Genomic DNA, 21,271 nt, shown 5'->3' on the forward strand with positions numbered 1-21,271 from the left:
GATTTCAGCGCTTAGAGTACGCAAGACGCGGCGAAAGTTACTGCAACCAGGCCGTTATCGATGCAGAGCCGATGGCGCGGGTTTACCTGTGCGTGACCGACTCGATCTCGGCCGCCCGTCGGGCCGCGGCGACGATGCCCTGGTAGCCCGTGCAGCGGCAGAAGTTCCCGGACAGGCCCTCGCGGATCTCGTCGTCGGTGGGGTCGGGGTTGTCGCGCAGCAACGCGGTCAGCGTGGTCACGAAACCCGGCGTGCAGAAGCCACATTGCAGCCCGTGGCACTGCCGCAGCGCGGCCTGCACCGGCGACAGGGTGCCGTCGGGCGACGCGATGCCCTCGACGGTCGTCACCTCCGTGCCGTCCGCCTGGACCGCGAACATCAGGCAGGAGCGCACGGCGTCGCCGTCCACCAGCACCGTGCACGCGCCGCATGCGCCGTGCTCGCAGCCGAGGTGGGTGCCGGTGAGCCCGCACCGCTCCCGCAGGAAGTCCGCCAGCGTCATGCGCGGTTCGACGCTGGCCGCGACCGGAGTCTCGTTGACCGACAACTGAACCGGTTGTTCACGCATTGCTTGCTCCCGCCAGTGCTTCCTCGATGGCTTGGGTCCAGGCGCGCCCGACCATGGTGGCGCCCACCTGGGTGCGGTACGAAGCGGACCCTTGCAGGTCGGTCGGCACCTCGTCGAGGCCGGTCATCGCGGCCCGGCCGATCTCCTCGGGCACCAGCTCACCGACCGGCTTGCCGAGGACCGCGGCCTCGGCCGCCGTCGCGCGCCCGACCGTGGGGCCCAGGCCCAGCAGCCCGATCCCGCAGCGGGACACCCGGTCGGCGTCGTCGAGCTGGACGGCCACCAGCGCGCCCGCGATCGCGAAATCGCCGTGGCGGCGCGCGAATTCGTGCACGGAAAACCCGGACCTGCCGTTCCACACCGGGAACCGGATCCCGGTCAGCACCTCGTCGGGTTCCATCGTGGTCTCCCACAGGCCGGCGAAGAAGTCCGCGGCGACAATCTCGCGCCGTCCACGCGGGGAGAGGACCTCCATCACCGCGTCCAGCGCCAGCGCGGCCGCCGGGTATTCGCCCGCGGCGTCGGCGTGGGCGATCGACCCGCCGAGGGTGCCGCGGTTGCGGATCTGAAAGTGCCCGACGAACGGGGTAGCCCGGGTCAGCAACGGAACCGCTTGGCGCACTTGGGCATCCGAGCCGACGGTGGACTCGGTGGTTCCGGCGCCGATCCACAATTCGTCGCCACGGCGCTCGATGCCCCGCAGCTCGCCCAGCCGGGAAATGTCGATGAGGTGGTCGAAGTAGGCCAGCCGCATCGCCAGCATCGGGACCAGGCTCTGGCCGCCGGCGATGATCTTCGCGTCATCGCCCAGCTCGGACAGCAGCGCGACGGCGTCCTCGACGGTGTCGGGGCGGTGGTAATCGAACGACGCGGGCTTCACCGGGTCGCCTCGCTCAGCAGCGCCGCGATCGACGCCGGGCTGGCGGGCAGCCGGGTGATCGTTACGCCCAGCGGCGCGAGCGCGTCGTTGATCGCGTTGATCACCGCTGGCACCGAGCCGATTGCCCCGCCCTCACCGGCGCCCTTGTAACCGCCGGGCCCCGGGCCGGGTATCTCGACGTGGCCGAATTCGATCGGCGGGACCTCGGTGGCCGTCGGCAGCAGGTAGTCGACGAATGTCGTTGCCAGCGGGTTGCCGTCGTCGTCGTAGGCGAGGTCCTCCATCAGCGCGCCGCCGATGCCCTGCACCGTCCCGCCGGCGATCTGGCCCTCCACGATGGTCGGGTTGATCATCGGTCCGACGTCCTCGCTGACGATGTAGCGCAGCAGCGTCACCTTGCCCGTCGCCACGTCCACCTCGCAGGTGCAGGCGTGGGTCGCGTTGGACCACAGGATCGGGGCCTTGGCGACGTAGCGGGCGGTGGCCTCCAGCTCGGGCGACATCCCCGGCGGCAGCGCCTGCGGCGAGTAGTACGAAAGGTAGGCCAGCTCGCCGAACGTCACCTGCTTCGACGGGTCGCCGCGCACCGACGCGGCCGAATTCGCCAGCACGACTTCGGATTCAGGAACTTTCAGCTGGTGTGCGGCCAGCGTGACGATCTTGTCGCGCAGGATGGTGCCGGCCTCCGCGACGGCCCCGGCGGTCATCGGGCCGCTGCGGCTGCCCTGCGTCCCGGCCCCGTACGGGGTGATCGCGGTGTCGCCCTGGATGGTGGCGACGTCGTCGATGTCGGCCCCGAGTGCGTCGGCGGTCAGCTGAATGACGGTGGTCTCCAAGCTGTTTCCGCTGGAGCCGCCGTTCACGTAGACGTTGATCTTGCCCGTCGGCTCCATCCGGATGGTGCAGCCCTCGGTGGCCAGGTGGCCCGTCGCCGCGCCGGTCGGCTCGATGTAGGCCGAGAACCCCAGCCCCAGGTAGCGGCCCTGTGCCAGCGCCTCGCGCTGCTCCTTGCGAAACCCTTCGTGGTCAAGGAGTTTCACCGCCTGCTCGAACGTCTCGCTGGGGGCGACGTGGTCATACGGCATGCCGTTGGGGTTGAAGTAGGGCATCTCGTCGCGGCGCAGCAGGTTGCGCCGGCGCAGTTCGACCGGGTCCATGCCCATCTTGCGCGCGGCGATGTCGAGCAGGATTTCGCGCGCCAGCGTCTCGTACTGCCACGGGCCGCGGTAGGCGGCCAGCCCGCTGGTGTTGGTGAACACCGTCTTGTAGTTGAAGCTGGCCTTGGGAACCCGGTAGGGCCCGGGGAAGAACATGCCGATGGCCGCCGTGGTCAGCACCGGGTACGGCGTCGGATAGGCGCCGACGTCCTGGACAAAGTCGATGTCGGCGGCGACGATGCTGCCGTCCCCGTCGAACGCGATGCGGCCCGTGCCGTCGACGTGCCGGGCCTGGCCGGCCGACATCAGGTTCTCGCGCCGGTCCTCGATCCACTTCAGCGCCGCCGGCACCTTGCGGGCGGCCAGCATGATGCACATGTCCTCGCGCATCGGGACCACCTTTTGGCCGAAGCCGCCGCCGGTGTCGCGCATGATGACCCGAACCCGTTGCGCCGCAATGCCCAACAGGCGCGCGCAGAACGCGCGCAGCTCGTGCGGGGTCTGCGTCGACGCCCACAGGGTGAGCTCCTCGGACGCGGCCTCCCACTCGACCACCAGCCCGCGGGTCTCGATCGGCACGGGCGCGTAAATCTGTTGGTAGATGTTCTCTTTCACCACGCACGCCGCCGCCGCGAAAACCTCTTCGTCGGGCGGCGCGCCGCCCATCCCGCCCGCGACGTTGTGCGCATACGCGTCGTGCACCAGCACATCGGAGGACTGCGCGCGGGCCAGGTCCGTGATCGCCGGCATCGGCTCGTAGTCGACGTCGACCAGCTCCAGCGCGTCCTCGGCGATGTAGCGGCTTTCGGCCACGATCAGCGCGACCGGGTCGCCGACGAATTTCACCTCACTCTCGGCCAGCGGCGGGCGGGGCGTGTCCGGCACGTCCTTGCCCGCCACGGCGTGCCACGCCTCTTTGACGTCGGGATTGAGGTCGGCGGCGGTGAACACCGCGCGCACGCCGGGCAGGGCCAGCGCCGCCGACGCGTCGATGCCGTTGATCGTGGCGCGCGCGAACGGGCTGCGCACGAAGCAGGCGTGCAGCATGCCGGGCCGCGAGATGTCGTCGACGAACCCGCCGCGGCCGGTCAGCAGCCGGAGGTCCTCGACGCGCTGCACTCGGGTGCCGGCGTATCGAGGGGTCGTGGCCGTCGCCCCCTGCGCTTCTTGAGTCATTGCGCTCCATCCGGTTGTCGCCTGACGAGAACCTCGATGCCATCATAGGAGAGTGGCGTTATCACAGTCGAGGGCCGTCGGCGTCCTGCTCGCCGCGGGCGAGGGACGCCGCTACGGGCGGCCGAAGGTGCTGGTAGACGGCTGGCTGGACGCCGCCGTCCACGCGCTCCAAGTCGGTGGCTGCGCCGACGTCGTCCTGGTCCTGGGCGCCGCAGAGGTGGCCGGGCGGCCCGGGGTGACCGCGGTCGTCGCGCCCGACTGGCGCGACGGGCTGAGCGCGTCGGTGCGCGCCGGCCTGGCCGCGGCGGACGGCCTGCGCGCGGATTTTGCGGTGTTGCACGTCGTCGACACCCCCGACGTCGGTCCCGACGTGGTGGCGCGGGTCCTCGGCCGCGCCCGGGCGTCCGGCAGTGGCCTGGCGCGCGCTCAGTTCGGCGACCGGCCGGGCCATCCGGTGGTCATCGCGCGCCGGCACTGGCCGGGCGTGCTCAAGCAGCTAAAGGGGGATCGGGGCGCGGGCGAGTACCTGCGCGGCCGGCCCGACGTCGAGGCCGTCGACTGCGGCGACCTCGCCGGCGGTCAGGACATCGACGAACCCTGAGCGGGTGAGGCCGGCACGGCGGTGTCTTGCGCGGCGGCCGTGACCCGATGGCGAACCAGGAACCAACCGCCGATGAGCGCGGGAACGCCGACGACGGTCGCGCCGATCAGGTAGGGCCCCTGCACCTTGTCGAAGAACATCAGTACCACCACGCCGACCAGGAACGCCAGCGTGAGGTAGCCGCTGTACGGCGACAGCGGCATCCGGAACTTGGGCCGTTGCACCAGCCCGGCCTTGGCCAGATGGTGGAACCGCAGCTGGCTCGCGACGATCGTTCCCCAGGCGAACACGATGCCGATGGCCGCGATGTGCAGCACGATCTCGAACGCCTGGCTGGGCTTGACGGCGTTGAGCACGATGCCCAACAAACCCACGGCGCTGGTGAGCAGGATCCCGCGGTACGGCACGCCACGCTTCGACATCGGCGCGGTGAACTTCGGGCCGCTGCCGTTGATCGCCATCGACCGCAGGATGCGGCCCGTGGAATACAGTCCGGCGTTCAAGCTCGACAGCGCTGCGGTCAGCACCACCACGTTCATCACGCTGCCCGCCCCGCTGACGCCGGCTTTGGAGAAGAACGTGACGAACGGGCTGACGTTGGCCTTGTAGGCGGTGTAGGGCAGCAGCAGGCCCAGCAGGACCGTGGACCCGATGTAGAAAACCGCGATGCGGAATACCACCGAGTTGATCGCGCGCGGCATCACCTTCTCGGGGTTGGCCGTTTCCCCGGCCGCGATGCCGACGAGTTCGATTGCGGCGTAGGCGAATACCACTCCCGAGGTGACCAGCACCAGGGGCAGCAACCCCTTGGGCACGAGCCCGCCATGGGTGTCCCACAGGCCCGTGCCGGTGTCGTGACCGTCGATCTTGAAGCGTCCGACCAGAAAGACCGTGCCGACGACGAGGAACGTGACCAGCGCCAGCACCTTGATCAACGACGCCCAGAACTCCAGCTCGCCGAAGGCCTTGACCGAGATCAGGTTCATCGACAGCACCACCAGCAGCGCGACCAACGCGATGGTCCATTGCGGGACGGCGTGGAAGATCGCCCAGTAGTGGCAGTAGTGCGCGATCGCGGTGGTGTCGACGATCCCCGTCATCGACCAGTTCAGGACGTACATCCAGCCGGCGACGTAAGCCAGCTTCTCGCCGAAGAATTCGCGGGAGTACGACACGAACGATCCCGACGACGGGCGGTGCAGCACGAGCTCGCCGAGCGCGCGCAGGATCAGGAAGACGAAGATGCCGCAAACCCCGTAGACCAGGAACAGCCCGGGCCCCGCCGACGCCAGCCGTCCGCCGGCGCCGAGGAAGAGTCCGGTTCCGATGGCGCCGCCCAGGGCGATCATCTGGATCTGGCGGTTTTTGAGGCTCTTGTGATAGCCCTCGTCCTCGCGGGCGAGCCGCTCGGCGGCACTGTCTGACGGTGACATCGAGCTCCTGCCGTGGTGGCCCCGGGAACGCTCAGGCTAACCGATGAGCGCGCCGCGTGCCCACCAACAATCGGCGAAGTTTTACAGGCCCAGCAACCGCTCGGCGTTGCGGTGACTGATCAGCGCCCTGTCGTCGTCGCCCAGCGGCAGCCCGTCGAGGAAGTCCCGGGCGGCACGCATCGACCCGAACGGGTAGTCGGCCGAAAAGCACACCCGCCCGATGCCGACCTGCGCGACCAGGTTGGCGTAGGTGGGGCCGTCGTTGAAGTTGGCGAAGGTGTAGTTGAGGTTTCGCCTCAGGTAGGTGCTGACGGGATGGCGCAGGCCGGTCAGTTCGGGTTTCAGCGTCGCGTCGAACCGGGGCAGCATGAACGGGATCGCCTCGCCCATGTGCCCGATGACGATCTGCAACGACGGGTATCGGTCGAACACGCCGCCGAGGATCAACCGCAGCACGTGGGTCGCGGTGTTGATGTGCCAGCCCCAGCCGACGGTCGCGAGGGCAAACGTGACCTCGTCGGCGAATCCCGCGTAGCTGGACTCGATGACGCCGGCCGGCGGGATGGTCGGGTGCAGATAGATCGGCACCCGCAGCGCGGCCGCGCGCGACAGGACCGGGTCGAAGAACAGGTCGTCCAGGTAGACGCCCTGGCTGTGCCCGTTGATCACCGCGCCGACAAAACCGTGCTCGCGTACGGCCCGCTCGAGTTCGTCGGCGGCCTCCGCGGGCGCGCTGATCGGCACGGCGGCGAAGCCCGCCAGCCGGTCCGGGTACCGCCCTACCGCCTTTGCGAGCTCGTCGTTGCACTCACGGGCCAGCCGAACGGCGTGCGGCCCGTCCAGCTGTTCGACGCCCGGCGCGGCCAGCGACAGCACCGCCACGTCGACGCCGGCGTCGTCCATCGCCGCGATCCGGCCGTCGCCCAGGTCGCTGATCGGTTCGACGATGCCTTTGCGCGACGCCAGCCAGCGGCCCGGCCCCTTCAGGAATTCCGTTGTGGCGTAATGCTCCTCGAGAGCTATCGTCCGCATCAGCCCGCCAGCACCCGGGCCGCGGCACTCCAGTACGTCAGCTCGTCGCGGTCGGCGGCCAGCCGGATCGTCTTGGTGTACCCGTACTCCGCCAGGGTCTCCCGGGCATGCTCGCGCCCGAACCCGCTGTGGCCGACGCCGCCGAAACCGGTGCCGATGGCGATGCGGTGATAGTTGTTGACGAAGACGGCGCCGGCGCGGATCCGCCGGCTCACCCGCAGCGCCCGGTCGCTGTCCTGGGTGAACACCGCCGCGACCAATCCGAACGGCGTGGCGTTGGCGATGCGCACCGCCTCGTCCTCGTCGGTGAACGGGATGAGGGTGACCACCGGGCCGAAGATCTCGTCGCGGGCCACCCGCATGGCGGGGGTGACGCCGGTCAGGACAGTCGGCGCGACGTAGAAGCCCTCGGCCAATCGGGGATCGTCGGGCAGCGGCGCCTGAGCGGCGATGTGGGCGCCTTCGGCCACGCCGATCCGCAGGTAATCGAGGACCTGGTTCTGCTGCTTGCGGGTGGCCAACGGGCCGACATCGGTCGCCGGGTCGGCGCCGTCGCCCACCCGCAGCCGGCCCACCGCGGCGCACAACTTCGCCTCGAACTCCGCATAGACGCTGTCGTGCACCAGGATTCGCGACGCCGCGGTGCACGCCTCGCCCTGATTGAAGAAGCCGCCGTCGACCGCGGCCAGCAGCGCCTCGTGCAGGTTGGCGTCGTCGAAAACCACCAGCGGGTTCTTCCCGCCCAACTCCATCAGCGTCGGGGTGAGGTTGCCGGCCGCCGTGCGCAGCACCGCCGCGCCCGTCCGCGGCGACCCGGTGAACGACACCTTGCCGACCAACCGGTGCCCGGCCAGCGCGGCGCCCACCTCGCCCCGGCCCGGCACGGCCTGCACCACACCGTCCGGCAGGACGGACTGGATCAGCTCGACCATCCGCAACACCACCGAGGGCGTCTGCTCCGGCGGTTTGAGCACGACGGCGTTGCCGACGGCCAGCGCCGGCGCGACCTTCCCGGCGGTGTGGATGGGCGGCCAGTTGAACGGGACGATGCCCGCGATCACCCCGTACGGCTCCAGCGTGGTGACGTCCAGGACGGGGCCGTAGTCGCGGGCCTGGCTGGGCAACGCCTCCACCATGGCGCCGAAGTACTCGAAGATGGCGATCGCGGCTTCCACGTCGAAGTTGCGGGCCTGGGTGATCGGCTTGCCCATCTCCAGCGTCTCGAGCGCGGCGATCTCGTCGGCGTGGGCGCGGATCACGTCGGCGACCTGGCGCAGGTATCGGCCGCGCTCGCGCGCGGGGCGTTGCTTCCAGCGCAGGTGCGCGGCGTGCGCGCGGCGGACGGCCTGGTCCACCTCGTCCGGCCCGGCACCCTGGACGACCGTCACCGTCTGCCCCGTCGCGGGGTTCTGCACGACGAACTGGTCGTCGGTGGACGCCGAGGACCACCGGGTCCGGGTTCTGGTCAGGGTGGGGCCCTGCAAACTCATAAAGCGCACCGTCCAATTGAGGGGGTTGGGATCGACGCGATCCAATTGCGAACCGTAAATTGGCCCAACCGTCAAAAGCCAACGAAAATTCCTGATGGGAGCCATCACCGGCGGTGATAATGGTTCGGTGGAGCTTCGCCAGTTCGAGTATTTTCTCGCTGTCGCGGACACCCTCAGCTTCACCCGCGCCGCCAAAAGGCTGCACGTCGTCCAGTCCGGAGTGTCCGCGACGATCAAGGCCCTCGAACGCGAACTCGGCGCGGAGTTGTTCGTCCGGGGACCGGCGGGAGTGACGCTCACCCCGGCGGGGCGCGAGCTGGCGCCCCACGCCCGCGCCACCATCGAGGCCGCCCGCGCGGCCAGGGAGTCCGTCGCCGCCACCGTCGGGGCCGTCCGCGGCACCGTCAGGCTGGGGACGTTGATGTCGGTCAACAACATCGACCTGCCGACGCTGCTGGCCGAGCTGCGTGCTCGGCATCCCGGCGTGCTGGTCCAAATTCGTTTCGCCCGGGCCGGTTCGGCGGGCCTGGCGCAGCAGCTCCGCGACGGCAGCCTCGACGTCGCGCTCCTCGTTTTCCCGGACGGCGCCCCGGCCGACCTGCACACCCGGCTCGTCGCCGAGTTTCCGCTGCTGTTGGTCGTCCCCGCGGATCACCCGCTCGCCGGACGGGATTCGGTGTCACTGGCCGAGCTGGCCGGGATGTCGTTCGTCGACGGCCCGCCCGGCTACGGCAACCGCGCCGTGGTCGACCGGGCCTTCGCCGCGGCCGGGGTGCAACGCACGGTCGCCCTCGAGGTCGCCGACATCGCCACCACGGCGACCCACGTGCGCAACGGCCTCGGTGTCGGCTTCTTGAGCCGGTTCATCCTCGACGAGATCGGCGACGACGGCCTGGCGACGCTGCGGATCTCCGGCTACGACCTGTGTTGGCGCCTGTATGTCGCGAGGTCGGCGCTGCGCCCGCCCGGCGCCGCCACCCGCGCCGTGTTCTCGCTGATCGAGGAGATGATCCCGGGGCCCGAGCCGGATCTCGGCACCGCCCCGAGTGTGAGCTAACGGCGTTGGTTGTGCGTCCAGGGCGCCCTGTATTCATACGCGACGGGCACCCCGGGAACAAGACGCGCGCGCTCGCCGTTAGCATGATCGACAAGTTGAGTGAATCAGGCTCAACCTTGGCTTGACACCAGGGAGTCCGGAAGGGCAGGCTTGAGCGGGGTTCACTCAGCATAGTGGCACCAAAGAAGCTCTACGTAATCAGGAGGAATCACTATGGCTCGTGCGGTCGGCATCGACCTCGGGACCACCAACTCAGTCGTCTCGGTTCTCGAGGGCGGCGACCCCGTCGTCGTCGCAAACTCCGAGGGCTCGCGGACCACTCCGTCGATCGTCGCGTTCGCGCGCAACGGCGAAGTGCTGGTCGGCCAGCCCGCCAAGAACCAGGCGGTGACCAACGTCGACCGCACCATCCGTTCGGTGAAGCGGCACATGGGCACCGATTGGTCTGTCGAGATCGATGACAAGAAGTACACGGCGCAGGAGATCAGCGCCCGCGTGCTGATGAAGCTGAAGCGCGACGCGGAGGCCTACCTCGGTGAGGACATCACCGACGCGGTCATCACCGTGCCCGCGTACTTCAACGACGCCCAGCGCCAGGCGACCAAGGAGGCCGGCCAGATCGCCGGCCTGAACGTGCTGCGCATCGTCAACGAGCCCACCGCCGCGGCGCTGGCCTACGGCCTGGACAAGGGCGAGAAGGAGCAGACCATCCTGGTCTTCGACCTCGGTGGCGGTACCTTCGACGTCTCGCTGCTCGAGATCGGCGAGGGCGTGGTCGAGGTCCGCGCCACCAGCGGTGACAACCACCTCGGTGGCGACGACTGGGACGACCGCGTCGTCGAATGGCTCGTCGACAAGTTCAAGGGCACCAGCGGCATCGACCTCACCAAGGACAAGATGGCGATGCAGCGGCTGCGTGAGGCCGCCGAGAAGGCCAAGATCGAGCTCTCGAGCTCGCAGAGCACCTCGATCAACCTGCCCTACATCACCGTCGACGCGGACAAGAACCCGCTGTTCCTCGACGAGCAGCTGACCCGCGCCGAGTTCCAGAAGATCACCCAGGACCTGCTGGACCGCACCCGTCAGCCGTTCAAGTCGGTGATCTCCGACGCCGGCATCTCGGTGTCCGACATCGACCACGTCGTGCTGGTCGGCGGTTCCACCCGCATGCCCGCGGTGACCGAGCTGGTCAAGGAGCTCACCGGCGGCAAGGAGCCCAACAAGGGCGTCAACCCCGACGAGGTGGTTGCCGTGGGCGCCGCGCTGCAGGCCGGTGTGCTCAAGGGTGAGGTGAAAGACGTTCTGCTGCTTGACGTTACGCCGCTGAGCCTCGGTATCGAGACCAAGGGTGGCGTGATGACCAAGCTGATCGAGCGCAACACCACGATCCCGACGAAGCGCTCGGAGACCTTCACCACGGCCGACGACAACCAGCCGTCCGTGCAGATCCAGGTCTACCAGGGTGAGCGCGAAATCGCCTCGCACAACAAGCTGCTCGGCTCCTTCGAGCTGACCGGCATCCCGCCGGCTCCGCGCGGCGTCCCGCAGATCGAGGTCACCTTCGACATCGACGCCAACGGCATCGTGCACGTCACGGCCAAGGACAAGGGCACCGGCAAGGAGAACACGATCAAGATCCAGGAGGGCTCCGGCCTGTCCAAGGAGGAGATCGACCGGATGATCAAGGACGCCGAGGCGCACGCCGAGGAGGACCGTCAGCGCCGCGAGGAGGCCGACATCCGCAACCAGGCGGAATCGCTGGTCTACCAGACGGAGAAGTTCGTCAAGGACCAGCGCGAAGCCGAGGGCGGGTCGAAGGTTCCCGAGGAGACGCTGTCCAAGGTCGATTCGGCGATCGCCGAGGCCAAGACGGCGCTTGGCGGCACCGACATCTCCGCGATCAAGTCGGCGATGGAGAAGCTGGGCCAGGAGTCCCAGGCGCTGGGCCAGGCCATCTACGAGGCCACCCAGGCCGAGGGCGCCCAGTCCGGCGGCCCGGAGCAGGGTGGCGCGGCAGGCTCGGCCGATGACGTCGTGGACGCGGAGGTGGTCGACGACGACCGGGAGGCCAAGTGAGCGAGGGCAACCCGGAACAGGTGACCGTCACCGACAAGCGGCGCATCGACCCCGAGACCGGCGAAGTACGGCACGTCCCCCCCGGCGCGGCAGCGCCGGGCGGGGCGCCTGCCGGTAAGGCCGAGGCGGGCGACAAGGTCGCCGAGCTGACCGCCGATCTGCAGCGCGTGCAGGCGGACTTCACCAACTACCGCAAGCGGGCGCTGCGCGACCAGCAGGCCGCCGCGGACCGGGCCAAGGCCGCCGTGGTTAGCCAATTGCTCGGCGTGCTGGACGATCTCGATCGGGCCCGCAAGCACGGCGACCTGGAGTCCGGCCCGCTGAAGTCGGTCGCCGACAAACTGGAAGGCGCCCTGACCGGCCTCGGTCTCACGGCGTTCGGCGCGGAGGGCGAGGACTTCGACCCGGTGCTGCACGAGGCCGTGCAGCACGAGGGCGACGGCGCCGACGGCTCCAAGCCGGTGATCGGCACGGTAATGCGGCAGGGCTACAAGCTGGGAGACCAGGTGCTGCGGCACGCGCTGGTCGGCGTGGTCGACACGGTCGCCGGCGACGGCGAAGAAACGGTCGTCGCCGAAACGCATCCGTCCGACACGGTCGATAACGCCGACGGCTCCGGTGAGTAAGCACCACAATCACATACGACAAATAGATAGAGAAAGGTGAGGGGGTGACGCGGCATGGCCCAGCGTGAATGGGTCGAAAAGGACTTCTATAAGGAGCTGGGCGTCTCCTCTGACGCCAGTCCGGAAGAGATCAAGCGCGCGTATCGCAAGCTGGCGCGCGACCTGCATCCGGACGCCAACCCCGACAACCCGGCCGCCGGCGAACGATTCAAGGCGGTGTCGGAGGCGCACAACGTGTTGTCGGATCCGGCCAAGCGCAAGGAGTACGACGAAACCCGCCGCCTGTTCGCCGGCGGCGGTTTCGGCGGCCGCAGGTTCGATGGTGGCAGCGGCTTCAGCTTCAACGTCGGTGGCGACGGCGCGGAGTTCAACCTCAGCGACCTGTTCGACGCCGCCGGCCGAAGTGGCGGCGCAAACATCGGCGACCTGTTCGGCGGCTTGTTCGGACGAGGCGGCGCGAGCCCGCGTCCCAGCCGGCCGCGGCGCGGCAACGACCTGGAGACTGAGACCGAGCTCGATTTCGTCGAGGCGGCCAAGGGCGTGGCGATGCCGCTGCGGCTGACCAGCCCGGCGCCGTGCACGAATTGCCATGGCAGCGGCGCGCGCCCGGGCACCAGCCCGAAGGTGTGCCCCAGCTGTAACGGCGCGGGCGTGATCAACCGCAACCAGGGAGCGTTCGGCTTCTCCGAACCCTGCGCCGACTGCCGGGGCAGCGGCTCGATCATCGAGCACCCCTGCGACGAGTGCAAAGGCACCGGCGTGACGACCCGCACCCGCACCATCAACGTGCGGATCCCGCCGGGCGTCGAGGACGGACAGCGGATCCGGCTGCCCGGGCAGGGCGAGGCCGGGCTGCGCGGGGCGCCGTCGGGCGACCTGTACGTGACCGTGCATGTGCGACCGGACAAGGTGTTCGGCCGCGACGGCGACGACCTCACCGTGACCGTCCCCGTCAGCTTCACCGAATTGGCTTTGGGTTCAACGCTTTCGGTTCCCACGCTGGACGGCAAGGTCGGCGTGCGGGTGCCCAAGGGCACCGCCGACGGCCGCATCCTGCGGGTCCGCGGACGCGGTGTGCCCAAGCGCGGCGGCGGCAACGGCGACCTGCTGGTCACCGTGAAAGTGTCCGTGCCGCCGAACCTGGAGGGCGCCGCCCAGGAGGCGCTGGAGGCCTACGCGGCCGCCGAGCGATCCAGTGGTTTCGACCCGCGCGCGGGATGGGCAGGTAATCGCTGATGGCCCGAGGTTCTCGCAACCCCAAGGAGGAGGCCCGGACCTTCCTGATCTCGGTGGCGGCCGAACTGGCCGGCATGCACGCGCAGACCCTGCGCACCTATGACCGCCTCGGGCTGGTGAGCCCGAGGCGCACTTCCGGCGGGGGACGCCGTTATTCGGAGCACGACGTGGACCTGCTGCGCGAGGTGCAGCGGCTGTCGCAGGACGAGGGCGTCAACCTGGCCGGCATCAAGCGCATCATCGAGCTGACCAACCAGGTGGAGGCGCTGCAGTCGCGCGTGAAGGAGCTGACCGAGGAGCTGGCGCAGGTGCGCGCCGGCCAGCGCCGCGACCTGGCGGTGGTGCCCAAGAGCACCGCGCTGGTGGTCTGGCAACCGCGAAAACCGCGCTAGGCGACCGCGGAGCCGCGAAAATGTAGGGAAATCCCTGATTCGCGGTTAAGTTCGCGCGCCCTATGGTCGGGGCCATGTCATTCGTCCTCATAGCGCCGGAATTCGTCACGGCGGCGGCCACCGACGTGGCCAACATTGGCTCCGCCCTGCATGCGGCCAACGCCGCGGCCCTGGCCCCGACGTCGCAACTGCTGGCCGCCGGCAACGACGAGGTGTCGGCGGCGATCGCCGCGCTGTTCGGCGCGCACGGGCAGGCCTATCAGGCGCTGGGTGTCCAGGCGCAACGGTTTCATCAGCAATTCGTCCAACTGCTGAACTCCGGGGCGAGCATGTACGCCGGCGCCGAGGCCGCGAACGCGTCGCCGCTGCAAACGATCGAGCAGGACGTGCTGGGCGCGATCAACGCGCCGACCCAACTGTTCCTGGGGCGCCCGCTGATCGGTGACGGCGCGAACGGCGGAACCGTTGGCGGTGTCGGGCAACCCGGCGGCGCGGGTGGCATCCTCTGGGGCAACGGCGGCGCCGGCGGTGCAAGCACGAACAACGGGGTGGCCGGCGGGAATGGTGGCGCCGGTGGGCTGATCGGCAACGGCGGGCCAGGCGGCGCCGGCGGATTCGGCGGAACCGGCGGTGCGGGCGGCAACGCGGGGCTGTTCGGCATCGGCGGGGCGGGCGGCGCCGGGGGCGGCCCGAACGGGGCCCTGACCGGCGGAGCCGGCGGCAACGGCGGCATGGGCGGGTTGATCTACGGCGCCGGCGGCGCGGGCGGAACCGGAGGTCTCAGCACGGTTTTGACGCCGGGCGCCGCTGGCGCGGGTGGCCACGGTGGCAGCGCCGGACTGATCGGCACCGGCGGGGCCGGCGGCGCCGGTGGTGCGGGCAACACAGCCTCCAGCGTCCACGACGGCGGGGCCGGTGGCGGCGGCGGTAACGGCGGCCTGCTCTTCGGTGACGGCGGGAGCGGTGGCGGGGGCGGTGCCGCGGGGCACGCCGGCATCGGCGGGCACGGCGGCACGGGCGGCAACGCCGGGCCGATCGGCAACGGCGGCGCCGGTGGCGTCGGCGGCGCCATCGGTACCGGGGCGTCGTTCGCCGGGCAGGGCGGTAACGGCGGTGACGCGTCGTGGATCGGTAACGGTGGCCCCGGCGGCAACGGTGGCACGTTCGGCGGCGCGGGCGGTGCCGGGGGAACTCGCGGGAAGCTGTTCGGCGCCGACGGCGCCCCGGGCCAACCGGGCTAACTTCATGGCATGGAAGTTGTTACCGAGCACCCCATCGTCGAGACACTGCTGAACCGATATCGACCCGAGCTAGGCGGCGACCTGCCCGCCTACCGCAATCACGTGTACCGCGGGCTCAATTATCACCAACGGCTGCTCGGCGGTCCGGTCCCGGACTTCGCCGTACTGGCTTGGGCCACGCACGATCTCGGCATCTGGACCGCGGGTACGTTCGACTATCTAGAGCCCTCCGCCGACCTGGCCTCCGCGCATGCCGAAGAATTCGGCATTGACAACGTCGACGAAATACGCAGGCTGATCGTCGAACACCACCGGCTGCGGCCGTCGCACGATCGCATGGCCGAGACCTTCCGGATAGCCGACCGTATCGACGTGAGCAGAGGCCTGCTGCGTGACGGGGTCGGGCGTCCGGACATCCGGTCCGTCGTCGCCGAGTTGCCGTATTGCGGCTTCCACGGGTTCCTCGCCAAGGGCCTGACCCGCTACGCCGCCGGGCACCCGCTGCGGCCCTTCCCCATGCTGCGGTGGTGAAAGATGTTCGCTCACACCCGAATCGAGAACTGCGTCACCGCCGGCGCGCCTGGGCGCGCGCACCGGTAGCCGCCGCGGCGCAACGCGTCCGTCGGCGCCGTCATCGGCTCGAAGCACACCACATCCTCGGCGAGGGGGGCGAAGATCTGGGCCGCCGGATAGCCCCGCTCGAAGTGCACCTCGACGCGGCGCCCGCCGCCGGACACCGCGAACACCGCGCCGTCGCCGGCCTGGTCGTAGGCGTCGTCGAAAGCCTTGTCGCCCAGGGGTTCTTCGCTAGCCGGCTGAGGTTCGGATTCTCCCGTGGGCAGGCCGCGCGCGTCGAGCCCCAAGTGCCGCAGCGGCGGTGTCTCGATCATCCAGTCGCCGCGGGCAACGCCGGGCAGGTGCAGGTAGGGATGGAAACCGAAGCACAGCGGAACCGCGGTATCCCCGGTCGCGGTGACCGTGGTACGCACCGTCAGCGCCCGGTCGGCCAGCCGCACCGCCACCGAGAGCACATGCGGGAACGGAAAGCCGGCCAGCAACCGCGGGTCGGCGCCGAAATCCACCTCCGCGGTCAGCTCGTTGCCCGACTCCGTCGTCACCCGCCAGCCCGGGTAGGCGGCCAGGGTGCCGTGGATCGGCAACCCGTTGGGATCGGGACGCACGCCGTTCTCCCCGGGCGTCAGCGTCACCGTCACGTTCTCGGCCGTGTAGGTGTTGTCGCCCAACCGATTTGCCCACGGGTACAGGATCGGGATGCCCATCGTCTTGCCCGCCTCGACGTACGCCTGCAGGCCGCGTCGTTGGCCGAGCAACTCGGTGCCCGCGTCGGTCAGCGAGGTGCCGATCATTCCCGCCTCGGGCACGAACTGCGCCGCCACCGGCGACGACGGGTCGGTCAGGGTCACGATCTGCATGGTTTACCTCGGTTCACCGGGACAGTGGGTCGTGCTGAATGTGTTCGGGCGGAGCACCTTTGGCGACCAGGGCGGCCTTGGTGGCGCGGACCATCTCCGGCCCGCCGCAGATCAGGATCTGCCGGTCGCCCCAGCCACCGTATTTTGTCACCACGTCGGGCAGGCGGCCGGTCTGGCGCACATGCAGGCCGCGCGGCGGCGTGACGTCGGGATAGTCAGCGGCCCACGACGGGTCCAGGCTGTACTCCGAGACCGGGGAGACGGACAGCCACGGATTGTGCTGGGCGACCTGCCACAGGGTGGGCAGGTCGTAGAGCTCGCAGCGGTAGCGGGCGCCGAAGAAGAGGTGGACCCGCGGATTTTCCGCATAGCGGGACAGGTCCATGATCAGCGCCCGCAGCGGCGCCAGCCCGGTGCTGCCGGCGACCATCAGCACGTCCTCACCCTCCCGGTCGACCCGCAGGCCGCCGTGCGGACTGGACAGCCGCCACCGGTCCCCGGGCCGTGTCTCGTTGACGATCGCGGTGCTGACCAGGCCGCCGGGCACCTGGCGGACGTGGAACTCGATCCCGCCGCCCGGGTCGGCGGGGATCGCCGGGCTCAGGTAGCGCCACCGGCGCGGGCACTGCGGAATGTGGGCGTCGACGTACTGGCCGGGGTAGTAGTCCATCGGGCGGTCGAGCTGCAGCCGCACGACGGCCAGGTCGCGGGAGACCCGCATGTGTTCGATGACCGTGCCGTCCCACCAGGCCGGCCCCCGCTCGGCCTCGGCGGCCCCGCTCATCACCCCGGTGATCAGGTTGAGCGACTGATCGGCGGCCGCCGCGACGGGATCGGTCCACCCGTCACCGAGGCGGTCACGAAGCGTCGCGTACAGCGCGCGACGCAGGGTGCCGTAATGGTTCGGCAGCACGCCGAACTTGCGGTGATCCCGTCCGAGCTGGGCCAGGAAGGCCACCGGCTCGGCCGCGCGCTGCTCGACCAGTTCCCCGTAGACCCAGTGCAGGGCGTGCGCAAAAGCGGTCCGCTGGGCGTCCATTTCGGGCGGGAAAAGGTCGCGCACCGAGACGTCGAGGGCGAACCAGTGGGTATAGAACTGGCGGACGAGTTCGTCGGAGCCCGGGGCGAAGGCGTCGCGCAGCACCCGCAACGCGTCGGGGTCCTCCAGGCTCACGGGCCCCAATTTAAACGGGCTGGCGACTTAAGCCTCTATTCCAAGACGCGCAAAATCCACTAGAGTTGAGCGGAACAGACTCAACCTTGACGGCGTTGAAATACCCGACAAGCATTTTTACCCAAGTACTCGAACGGAGGTGTCGTGGACTCTTTCAACCCGACCACCAAGACGCAGGCGGCCCTGACCTCGGCCCTGCAGGCGGCCTCGGCCGCCGGCAATCCGGAGATCCGGCCCGCCCATCTGCTGTTGGCGCTGCTGACGCAGAACGACGGGATCGCCGCGCCGCTGCTGGAGGCCGTGGGCGTCGAGCCCGCCACCATCCGCGCCGAGGCGCAGCGCATCCTGGACCAGCTCCCGCAGGCCAGCGGCGCCAGCTCGCAGCCGCAGCTGTCGCGCGAATCGCTGGCGGCGATCACCACCGCCCAGCAGCTGGCCACCGAGATGGACGACGAATACGTCTCCACCGAACACCTGATGGTCGGCCTGGCCACCGGCGACTCCGACGTCGCCAAGCTGCTGACCGGCCACGGCGCGTCGCCGCAGGCGCTGCGCGAGGCGTTCGTCAAGGTCCGCGGCAGCGCGCGGGTCACCAGCGCCGAACCCGAAGCGACGTACCAGGCGCTGGAGAAGTACTCCACCGACCTGACCGCCCGCGCCCGCGAGGGCAAGCTCGACCCGGTCATCGGGCGGGACAACGAGATCCGGCGCGTCGTGCAGGTGCTGTCCCGGCGCACCAAGAACAACCCGGTGCTGATCGGCGAGCCGGGCGTCGGCAAGACCGCGATCGTCGAGGGCCTAGCCCAGCGCATCGTCGCCGGCGACGTGCCGGAGAGCCTGCGCGACAAGACCGTCATCAGCCTGGACCTCGGCTCGATGGTGGCCGGTGCCAAGTACCGCGGCGAGTTCGAGGAACGGCTCAAGGCCGTGCTCGACGACATCAAGAACTCGGCCGGCCAGATCATCACCTTCATCGACGAGCTGCACACCATCGTCGGCGCCGGCGCGACCGGCGAGGGCGCGATGGACGCCGGCAACATGATCAAGCCGATGCTGGCCCGCGGCGAGCTGCGACTGGTCGGCGCCACCACGCTCGACGAGTACCGCAAGTACATCGAGAAGGACGCCGCGCTGGAGCGCCGGTTCCAGCAGGTGCTGGTCGGCGAGCCGTCGGTGGAGGACACCGTCGGCATCCTGCGCGGGCTCAAGGACCGCTACGAGGTGCACCACGGCGTGCGCATCACCGACTCGGCCCTGGTCGCCGCAGCCACGCTGTCCGACCGCTACATCACCGCCCGCTTCCTGCCAGACAAGGCCATCGACCTGGTCGACGAGGCGGCGAGCCGGCTGAAGATGGAGATCGACTCCCGGCCCGTCGAGATCGACGAGGTCGAGCGCCTGGTGCGCCGCCTCGAGATCGAGGAGATGGCGCTGGCCAAAGAAGAGGACGAGGCGTCCAAGGAGCGGCTGGAGAAGCTGCGCTCCGAGCTGGCCGACCAGAAGGAGAAGTTGGCCGAGCTGACCACCCGCTGGCAGAACGAGAAGAGCGCGATCGACGTCGTCCGCGAGCTCAAGGAGCAGCTGGACGTGCTGCGCGGGGAGTCCGAGCGCGCCGAGCGCGACGGCGACCTGGCCAAGGCCGCGGAGCTGCGCTACGGGCGCATCCCGGAGCTGGAGAAGAAGCTCGACGCGGCGCTGCCGCACGCTGAGGCGCGCGAGAACGTGATGCTCAAGGAGGAGGTCGGACCCGACGACATCGCCGAGGTGGTGTCGGCGTGGACCGGCATCCCCGCCGGCCGGATGCTCGAGGGCGAGACCGCCAAGCTGCTGCGCATGGAGGACGAGCTCGGCAAGCGCGTCATCGGCCAGAAGAAGGCGGTGACGGCGGTTTCCGACGCGGTGCGTCGCAGCCGGGCCGGCGTCGCCGACCCCAACCGGCCCACGGGTTCGTTCATGTTCCTGGGCCCCACCGGCGTCGGCAAGACCGAGCTGGCCAAGGCGCTGGCGGAGTTCCTGTTCGACGACGAGCGCGCGATGGTCCGCATCGACATGAGTGAGTATGGCGAGAAGCACTCGGTGGCTCGGCTGGTCGGCGCCCCTCCGGGCTACATCGGCTACGACCAGGGCGGCCAGCTGACCGAGGCGGTGCGGCGGCGTCCCTACACGGTGATCCTGTTCGATGAGATCGAGAAGGCGCACCCGGACGTGTTCGACGTGCTGCTGCAGGTGCTCGACGAGGGCCGGCTCACCGACGGCCAGGGCCGCACGGTCGACTTCCGCAACACCATCCTGATCCTGACGTCCAACCTGGGGTCGGGCGGCAGCGAGGAGCAGGTGATGGCCGCGGTGCGCGCGGCGTTCAAGCCGGAGTTCATCAACCGGCTCGACGACGTGATCATCTTCCACGGCCTCGAGCCCGGCGAGCTGGTGTCGATCGTCGACATCCAGCTGGCGCAGCTGCAGAAGCGGCTGGCGCAGCGCCGCCTCACGCTGGAGGTGTCGCTGCCCGCGAAGCAGTGGCTGGCGCAGCGCGGCTTCGACCCTGTGTACGGCGCCCGGCCGTTGCGCCGGCTCGTGCAGCAGGCCATCGGCGACCAGCTGGCGAAGCTGTTGCTGGCCGGCGACGTGCACGACGGCGACACCGTTCCGGTCAACGTCAGCCCGGATGGCGACTCGCTGATCCTGGGCTAACTTCGCTCGAACGTCGACTTGTTGTTGGCATTTCATTCGAAATCGCCCGACAAGTCGACGTTCGGCGCACCAGCGCGCGCGCACCAGCAAACCTTAATTTGCTTGTGACCTGGTCGCATTGTCTATTCCGGGGCGACAGCGGATACCCTGTGTGGGATGGTCCCCCTTTGGTTCACGCTGTCCGCGCTGTGCTTTGTCGGCGCGGGCGTGCTGGTGTACGTCGACATCGATCGACAACGGGGGCGTAGCAGGCGCCGTAAATCGTGGGCGCGGTCGCACGGCTTCGACTACGAGCGCGAATCGACCGACATCCTGAAGCGCTGGAAGCGCGGGGTGATCTCGACGGCGGGCGACGTCCCCGCCCACAACGTCGTGCTGGGCCAGATCCGCGGCGAGGCGGTCTACATCTTCGACGTCGAGGAAGTCGCGACGGTGATCGCGCTGCACCGCAAGGTCGGCACCAACGTCGTCGTTGACCTGCGCCTCAAGGGGCTCAAAGAGCCTCGGGAGAGCGACATTTGGCTGCTGGGCGCGATCGGGCCGCGGATGGTGTATTCGACCAATCTGGACGCGGCCCGCCGGGCCTGCGACCGGCGCATGGTTACCTTCGCACACACCGCCCCCGACTGCGCCGAGATCATGTGGAACGAGCAGAACTGGACGTTGGTCGCCATGCCGATCGCCAGCACGCGCGCCCAATGGGACGAGGGCCTGCGCACCGTGCGCCAGTTCAACGACCTGCTGCGCGTGTTGCCGCCGGTGCCCCAGGAGACCCCGCAGGACGCGGGGGCCCCGGCGGCGCTGCGCAACGCGGCGCCGAGCCGCCCGCTGGCGCCCGCCGGTCGCCTGGAGCTGCCGTCCCGGCGGTCGCAGCCGGACGTGTCGGGGTTGCTGGGCTCGGATGTGCAGGCGACCCGCCGCGCCACCGAGCCGCTGCGTCGCGACGAGGGCCGGCAGCCGCCGACGGGGCGCAACGGCCATGGGGCCAGTAACTACCAGCGCTGAGGC

General features: G+C 69.7%; 18 protein-coding genes. 10 read left to right on the plus strand and 8 right to left on the minus strand.

The genetic code is table 11. The features are described 5' to 3' along the window. Positions 1 to 82: 82 nt before the first annotated feature. From AC5Y5E_RS10875 to AC5Y5E_RS10885, 3 genes are read right to left on the minus strand one after another with little or no spacing between them, the layout of a single operon-like run. On the minus strand, positions 83 to 568 hold the full coding sequence (locus AC5Y5E_RS10875) for a (2Fe-2S)-binding protein (protein ID WP_499902984.1): 486 nt from the start codon (positions 566 to 568) through the stop codon (positions 83 to 85). Then, the gene (locus tag AC5Y5E_RS10880) at positions 561 to 1,448 is read right to left on the minus strand and encodes an FAD binding domain-containing protein (protein WP_499902985.1); all 888 of its coding nucleotides are present in this window, start codon (positions 1,446 to 1,448) and stop codon (positions 561 to 563) included. Before AC5Y5E_RS10880 ends, AC5Y5E_RS10875 begins: the two co-directional genes overlap by 8 nt. Further along, positions 1,445 to 3,781, minus strand: coding sequence for a xanthine dehydrogenase family protein molybdopterin-binding subunit (locus tag AC5Y5E_RS10885; RefSeq protein WP_499902986.1), 2,337 nt, complete (start codon positions 3,779 to 3,781; stop codon positions 1,445 to 1,447). Before AC5Y5E_RS10885 ends, AC5Y5E_RS10880 begins: the two co-directional genes overlap by 4 nt. Before the next feature lie 52 nt (positions 3,782 to 3,833). Between AC5Y5E_RS10885 and AC5Y5E_RS10890 the strand changes: the two genes are divergently transcribed. Next, the gene (locus AC5Y5E_RS10890; RefSeq protein WP_499902987.1) at positions 3,834 to 4,382 is read left to right on the plus strand and encodes a nucleotidyltransferase family protein; all 549 of its coding nucleotides are present in this window, start codon (positions 3,834 to 3,836) and stop codon (positions 4,380 to 4,382) included. On the opposite strand, the gene AC5Y5E_RS10895 is transcribed toward AC5Y5E_RS10890, so the two are convergent. The 3 genes from AC5Y5E_RS10895 to AC5Y5E_RS10905 form a co-directional block, all read right to left on the minus strand. After that, positions 4,361 to 5,815 (minus strand): amino acid permease, encoded by a 1,455-nt coding sequence (locus AC5Y5E_RS10895; RefSeq protein ID WP_499902988.1) that lies wholly within the window; start codon positions 5,813 to 5,815, stop codon positions 4,361 to 4,363. The two genes, AC5Y5E_RS10890 and AC5Y5E_RS10895, sit on opposite strands and share 22 nt — an antisense overlap. 81 nt (positions 5,816 to 5,896) lie before the next feature. Further along, a complete protein-coding gene (locus tag AC5Y5E_RS10900; RefSeq protein WP_499902989.1) occupies positions 5,897 to 6,847 on the minus strand; it encodes an amidohydrolase family protein in 951 nt (316 codons plus the stop codon). Next, positions 6,847 to 8,337, minus strand: coding sequence for an aldehyde dehydrogenase family protein (locus tag AC5Y5E_RS10905; protein WP_499902990.1), 1,491 nt, complete (start codon positions 8,335 to 8,337; stop codon positions 6,847 to 6,849). The genes AC5Y5E_RS10900 and AC5Y5E_RS10905 overlap by 1 nt, the downstream gene beginning before the upstream one ends. Before the next feature lie 127 nt (positions 8,338 to 8,464). On the opposite strand from AC5Y5E_RS10905, the gene AC5Y5E_RS10910 reads away from it, so the two are divergent. The 7 genes from AC5Y5E_RS10910 (at position 8,465) to AC5Y5E_RS10940 (ending at position 15,496) form a co-directional block, all read left to right on the plus strand. Continuing rightward, positions 8,465 to 9,394, plus strand: coding sequence for a LysR family transcriptional regulator (locus tag AC5Y5E_RS10910; protein ID WP_499902991.1), 930 nt, complete (start codon positions 8,465 to 8,467; stop codon positions 9,392 to 9,394). Positions 9,395 to 9,607: 213 nt separating this feature from the next. After that, positions 9,608 to 11,470 (plus strand): molecular chaperone DnaK, encoded by a 1,863-nt coding sequence (gene dnaK / locus AC5Y5E_RS10915; RefSeq protein ID WP_499902992.1) that lies wholly within the window; start codon positions 9,608 to 9,610, stop codon positions 11,468 to 11,470. Further along, positions 11,467 to 12,096: a nucleotide exchange factor GrpE gene (grpE, locus tag AC5Y5E_RS10920; RefSeq protein WP_499902993.1), complete on the plus strand. Its 630-nt coding sequence runs from the start codon at positions 11,467 to 11,469 to the stop codon at positions 12,094 to 12,096. The genes dnaK and grpE overlap by 4 nt, the downstream gene beginning before the upstream one ends. 54 nt (positions 12,097 to 12,150) lie before the next feature. Further along, positions 12,151 to 13,332, plus strand: coding sequence for a molecular chaperone DnaJ (dnaJ, locus tag AC5Y5E_RS10925; protein WP_499902994.1), 1,182 nt, complete (start codon positions 12,151 to 12,153; stop codon positions 13,330 to 13,332). Continuing rightward, on the plus strand, positions 13,332 to 13,724 hold the full coding sequence (locus AC5Y5E_RS10930; protein WP_499902995.1) for a heat shock protein transcriptional repressor HspR: 393 nt from the start codon (positions 13,332 to 13,334) through the stop codon (positions 13,722 to 13,724). The genes dnaJ and AC5Y5E_RS10930 overlap by 1 nt, the downstream gene beginning before the upstream one ends. Before the next feature lie 74 nt (positions 13,725 to 13,798). Then, positions 13,799 to 14,965, plus strand: a complete 1,167-nt coding sequence (locus tag AC5Y5E_RS10935; RefSeq protein ID WP_499902996.1) for a PE family protein — start codon at positions 13,799 to 13,801, stop codon at positions 14,963 to 14,965. 9 nt (positions 14,966 to 14,974) lie between these two features. Beyond that, positions 14,975 to 15,496: a hypothetical protein gene (locus tag AC5Y5E_RS10940; RefSeq protein ID WP_499902997.1), complete on the plus strand. Its 522-nt coding sequence runs from the start codon at positions 14,975 to 14,977 to the stop codon at positions 15,494 to 15,496. Positions 15,497 to 15,507: 11 nt separating this feature from the next. On the opposite strand, the gene AC5Y5E_RS10945 is transcribed toward AC5Y5E_RS10940, so the two are convergent. Further along, complete coding sequence (locus tag AC5Y5E_RS10945) at positions 15,508 to 16,398, minus strand: aldose 1-epimerase (RefSeq protein ID WP_499902998.1); 891 nt, start codon at positions 16,396 to 16,398, stop codon at positions 15,508 to 15,510. 13 nt (positions 16,399 to 16,411) lie between these two features. After that, positions 16,412 to 17,572, minus strand: a complete 1,161-nt coding sequence (locus AC5Y5E_RS10950; protein WP_499902999.1) for an FAD-binding oxidoreductase — start codon at positions 17,570 to 17,572, stop codon at positions 16,412 to 16,414. Positions 17,573 to 17,716: 144 nt separating this feature from the next. On the opposite strand from AC5Y5E_RS10950, the gene clpB reads away from it, so the two are divergent. Together clpB and ttfA are read left to right on the plus strand one after the other, a co-directional pair. Continuing rightward, positions 17,717 to 20,263: an ATP-dependent chaperone ClpB gene (clpB, locus tag AC5Y5E_RS10955; RefSeq protein WP_499903000.1), complete on the plus strand. Its 2,547-nt coding sequence runs from the start codon at positions 17,717 to 17,719 to the stop codon at positions 20,261 to 20,263. A 156-nt stretch (positions 20,264 to 20,419) separates the two neighbouring features. Then, entirely contained in the window at positions 20,420 to 21,268 is an 849-nt protein-coding gene (gene ttfA, locus AC5Y5E_RS10960; protein WP_499903001.1) for a trehalose monomycolate transport factor TtfA, read from the plus strand. Positions 21,269 to 21,271: the final 3 nt, after the last annotated feature.

It is taken from the genome of Mycobacterium sp. NGS54, from assembly GCF_059812465.1.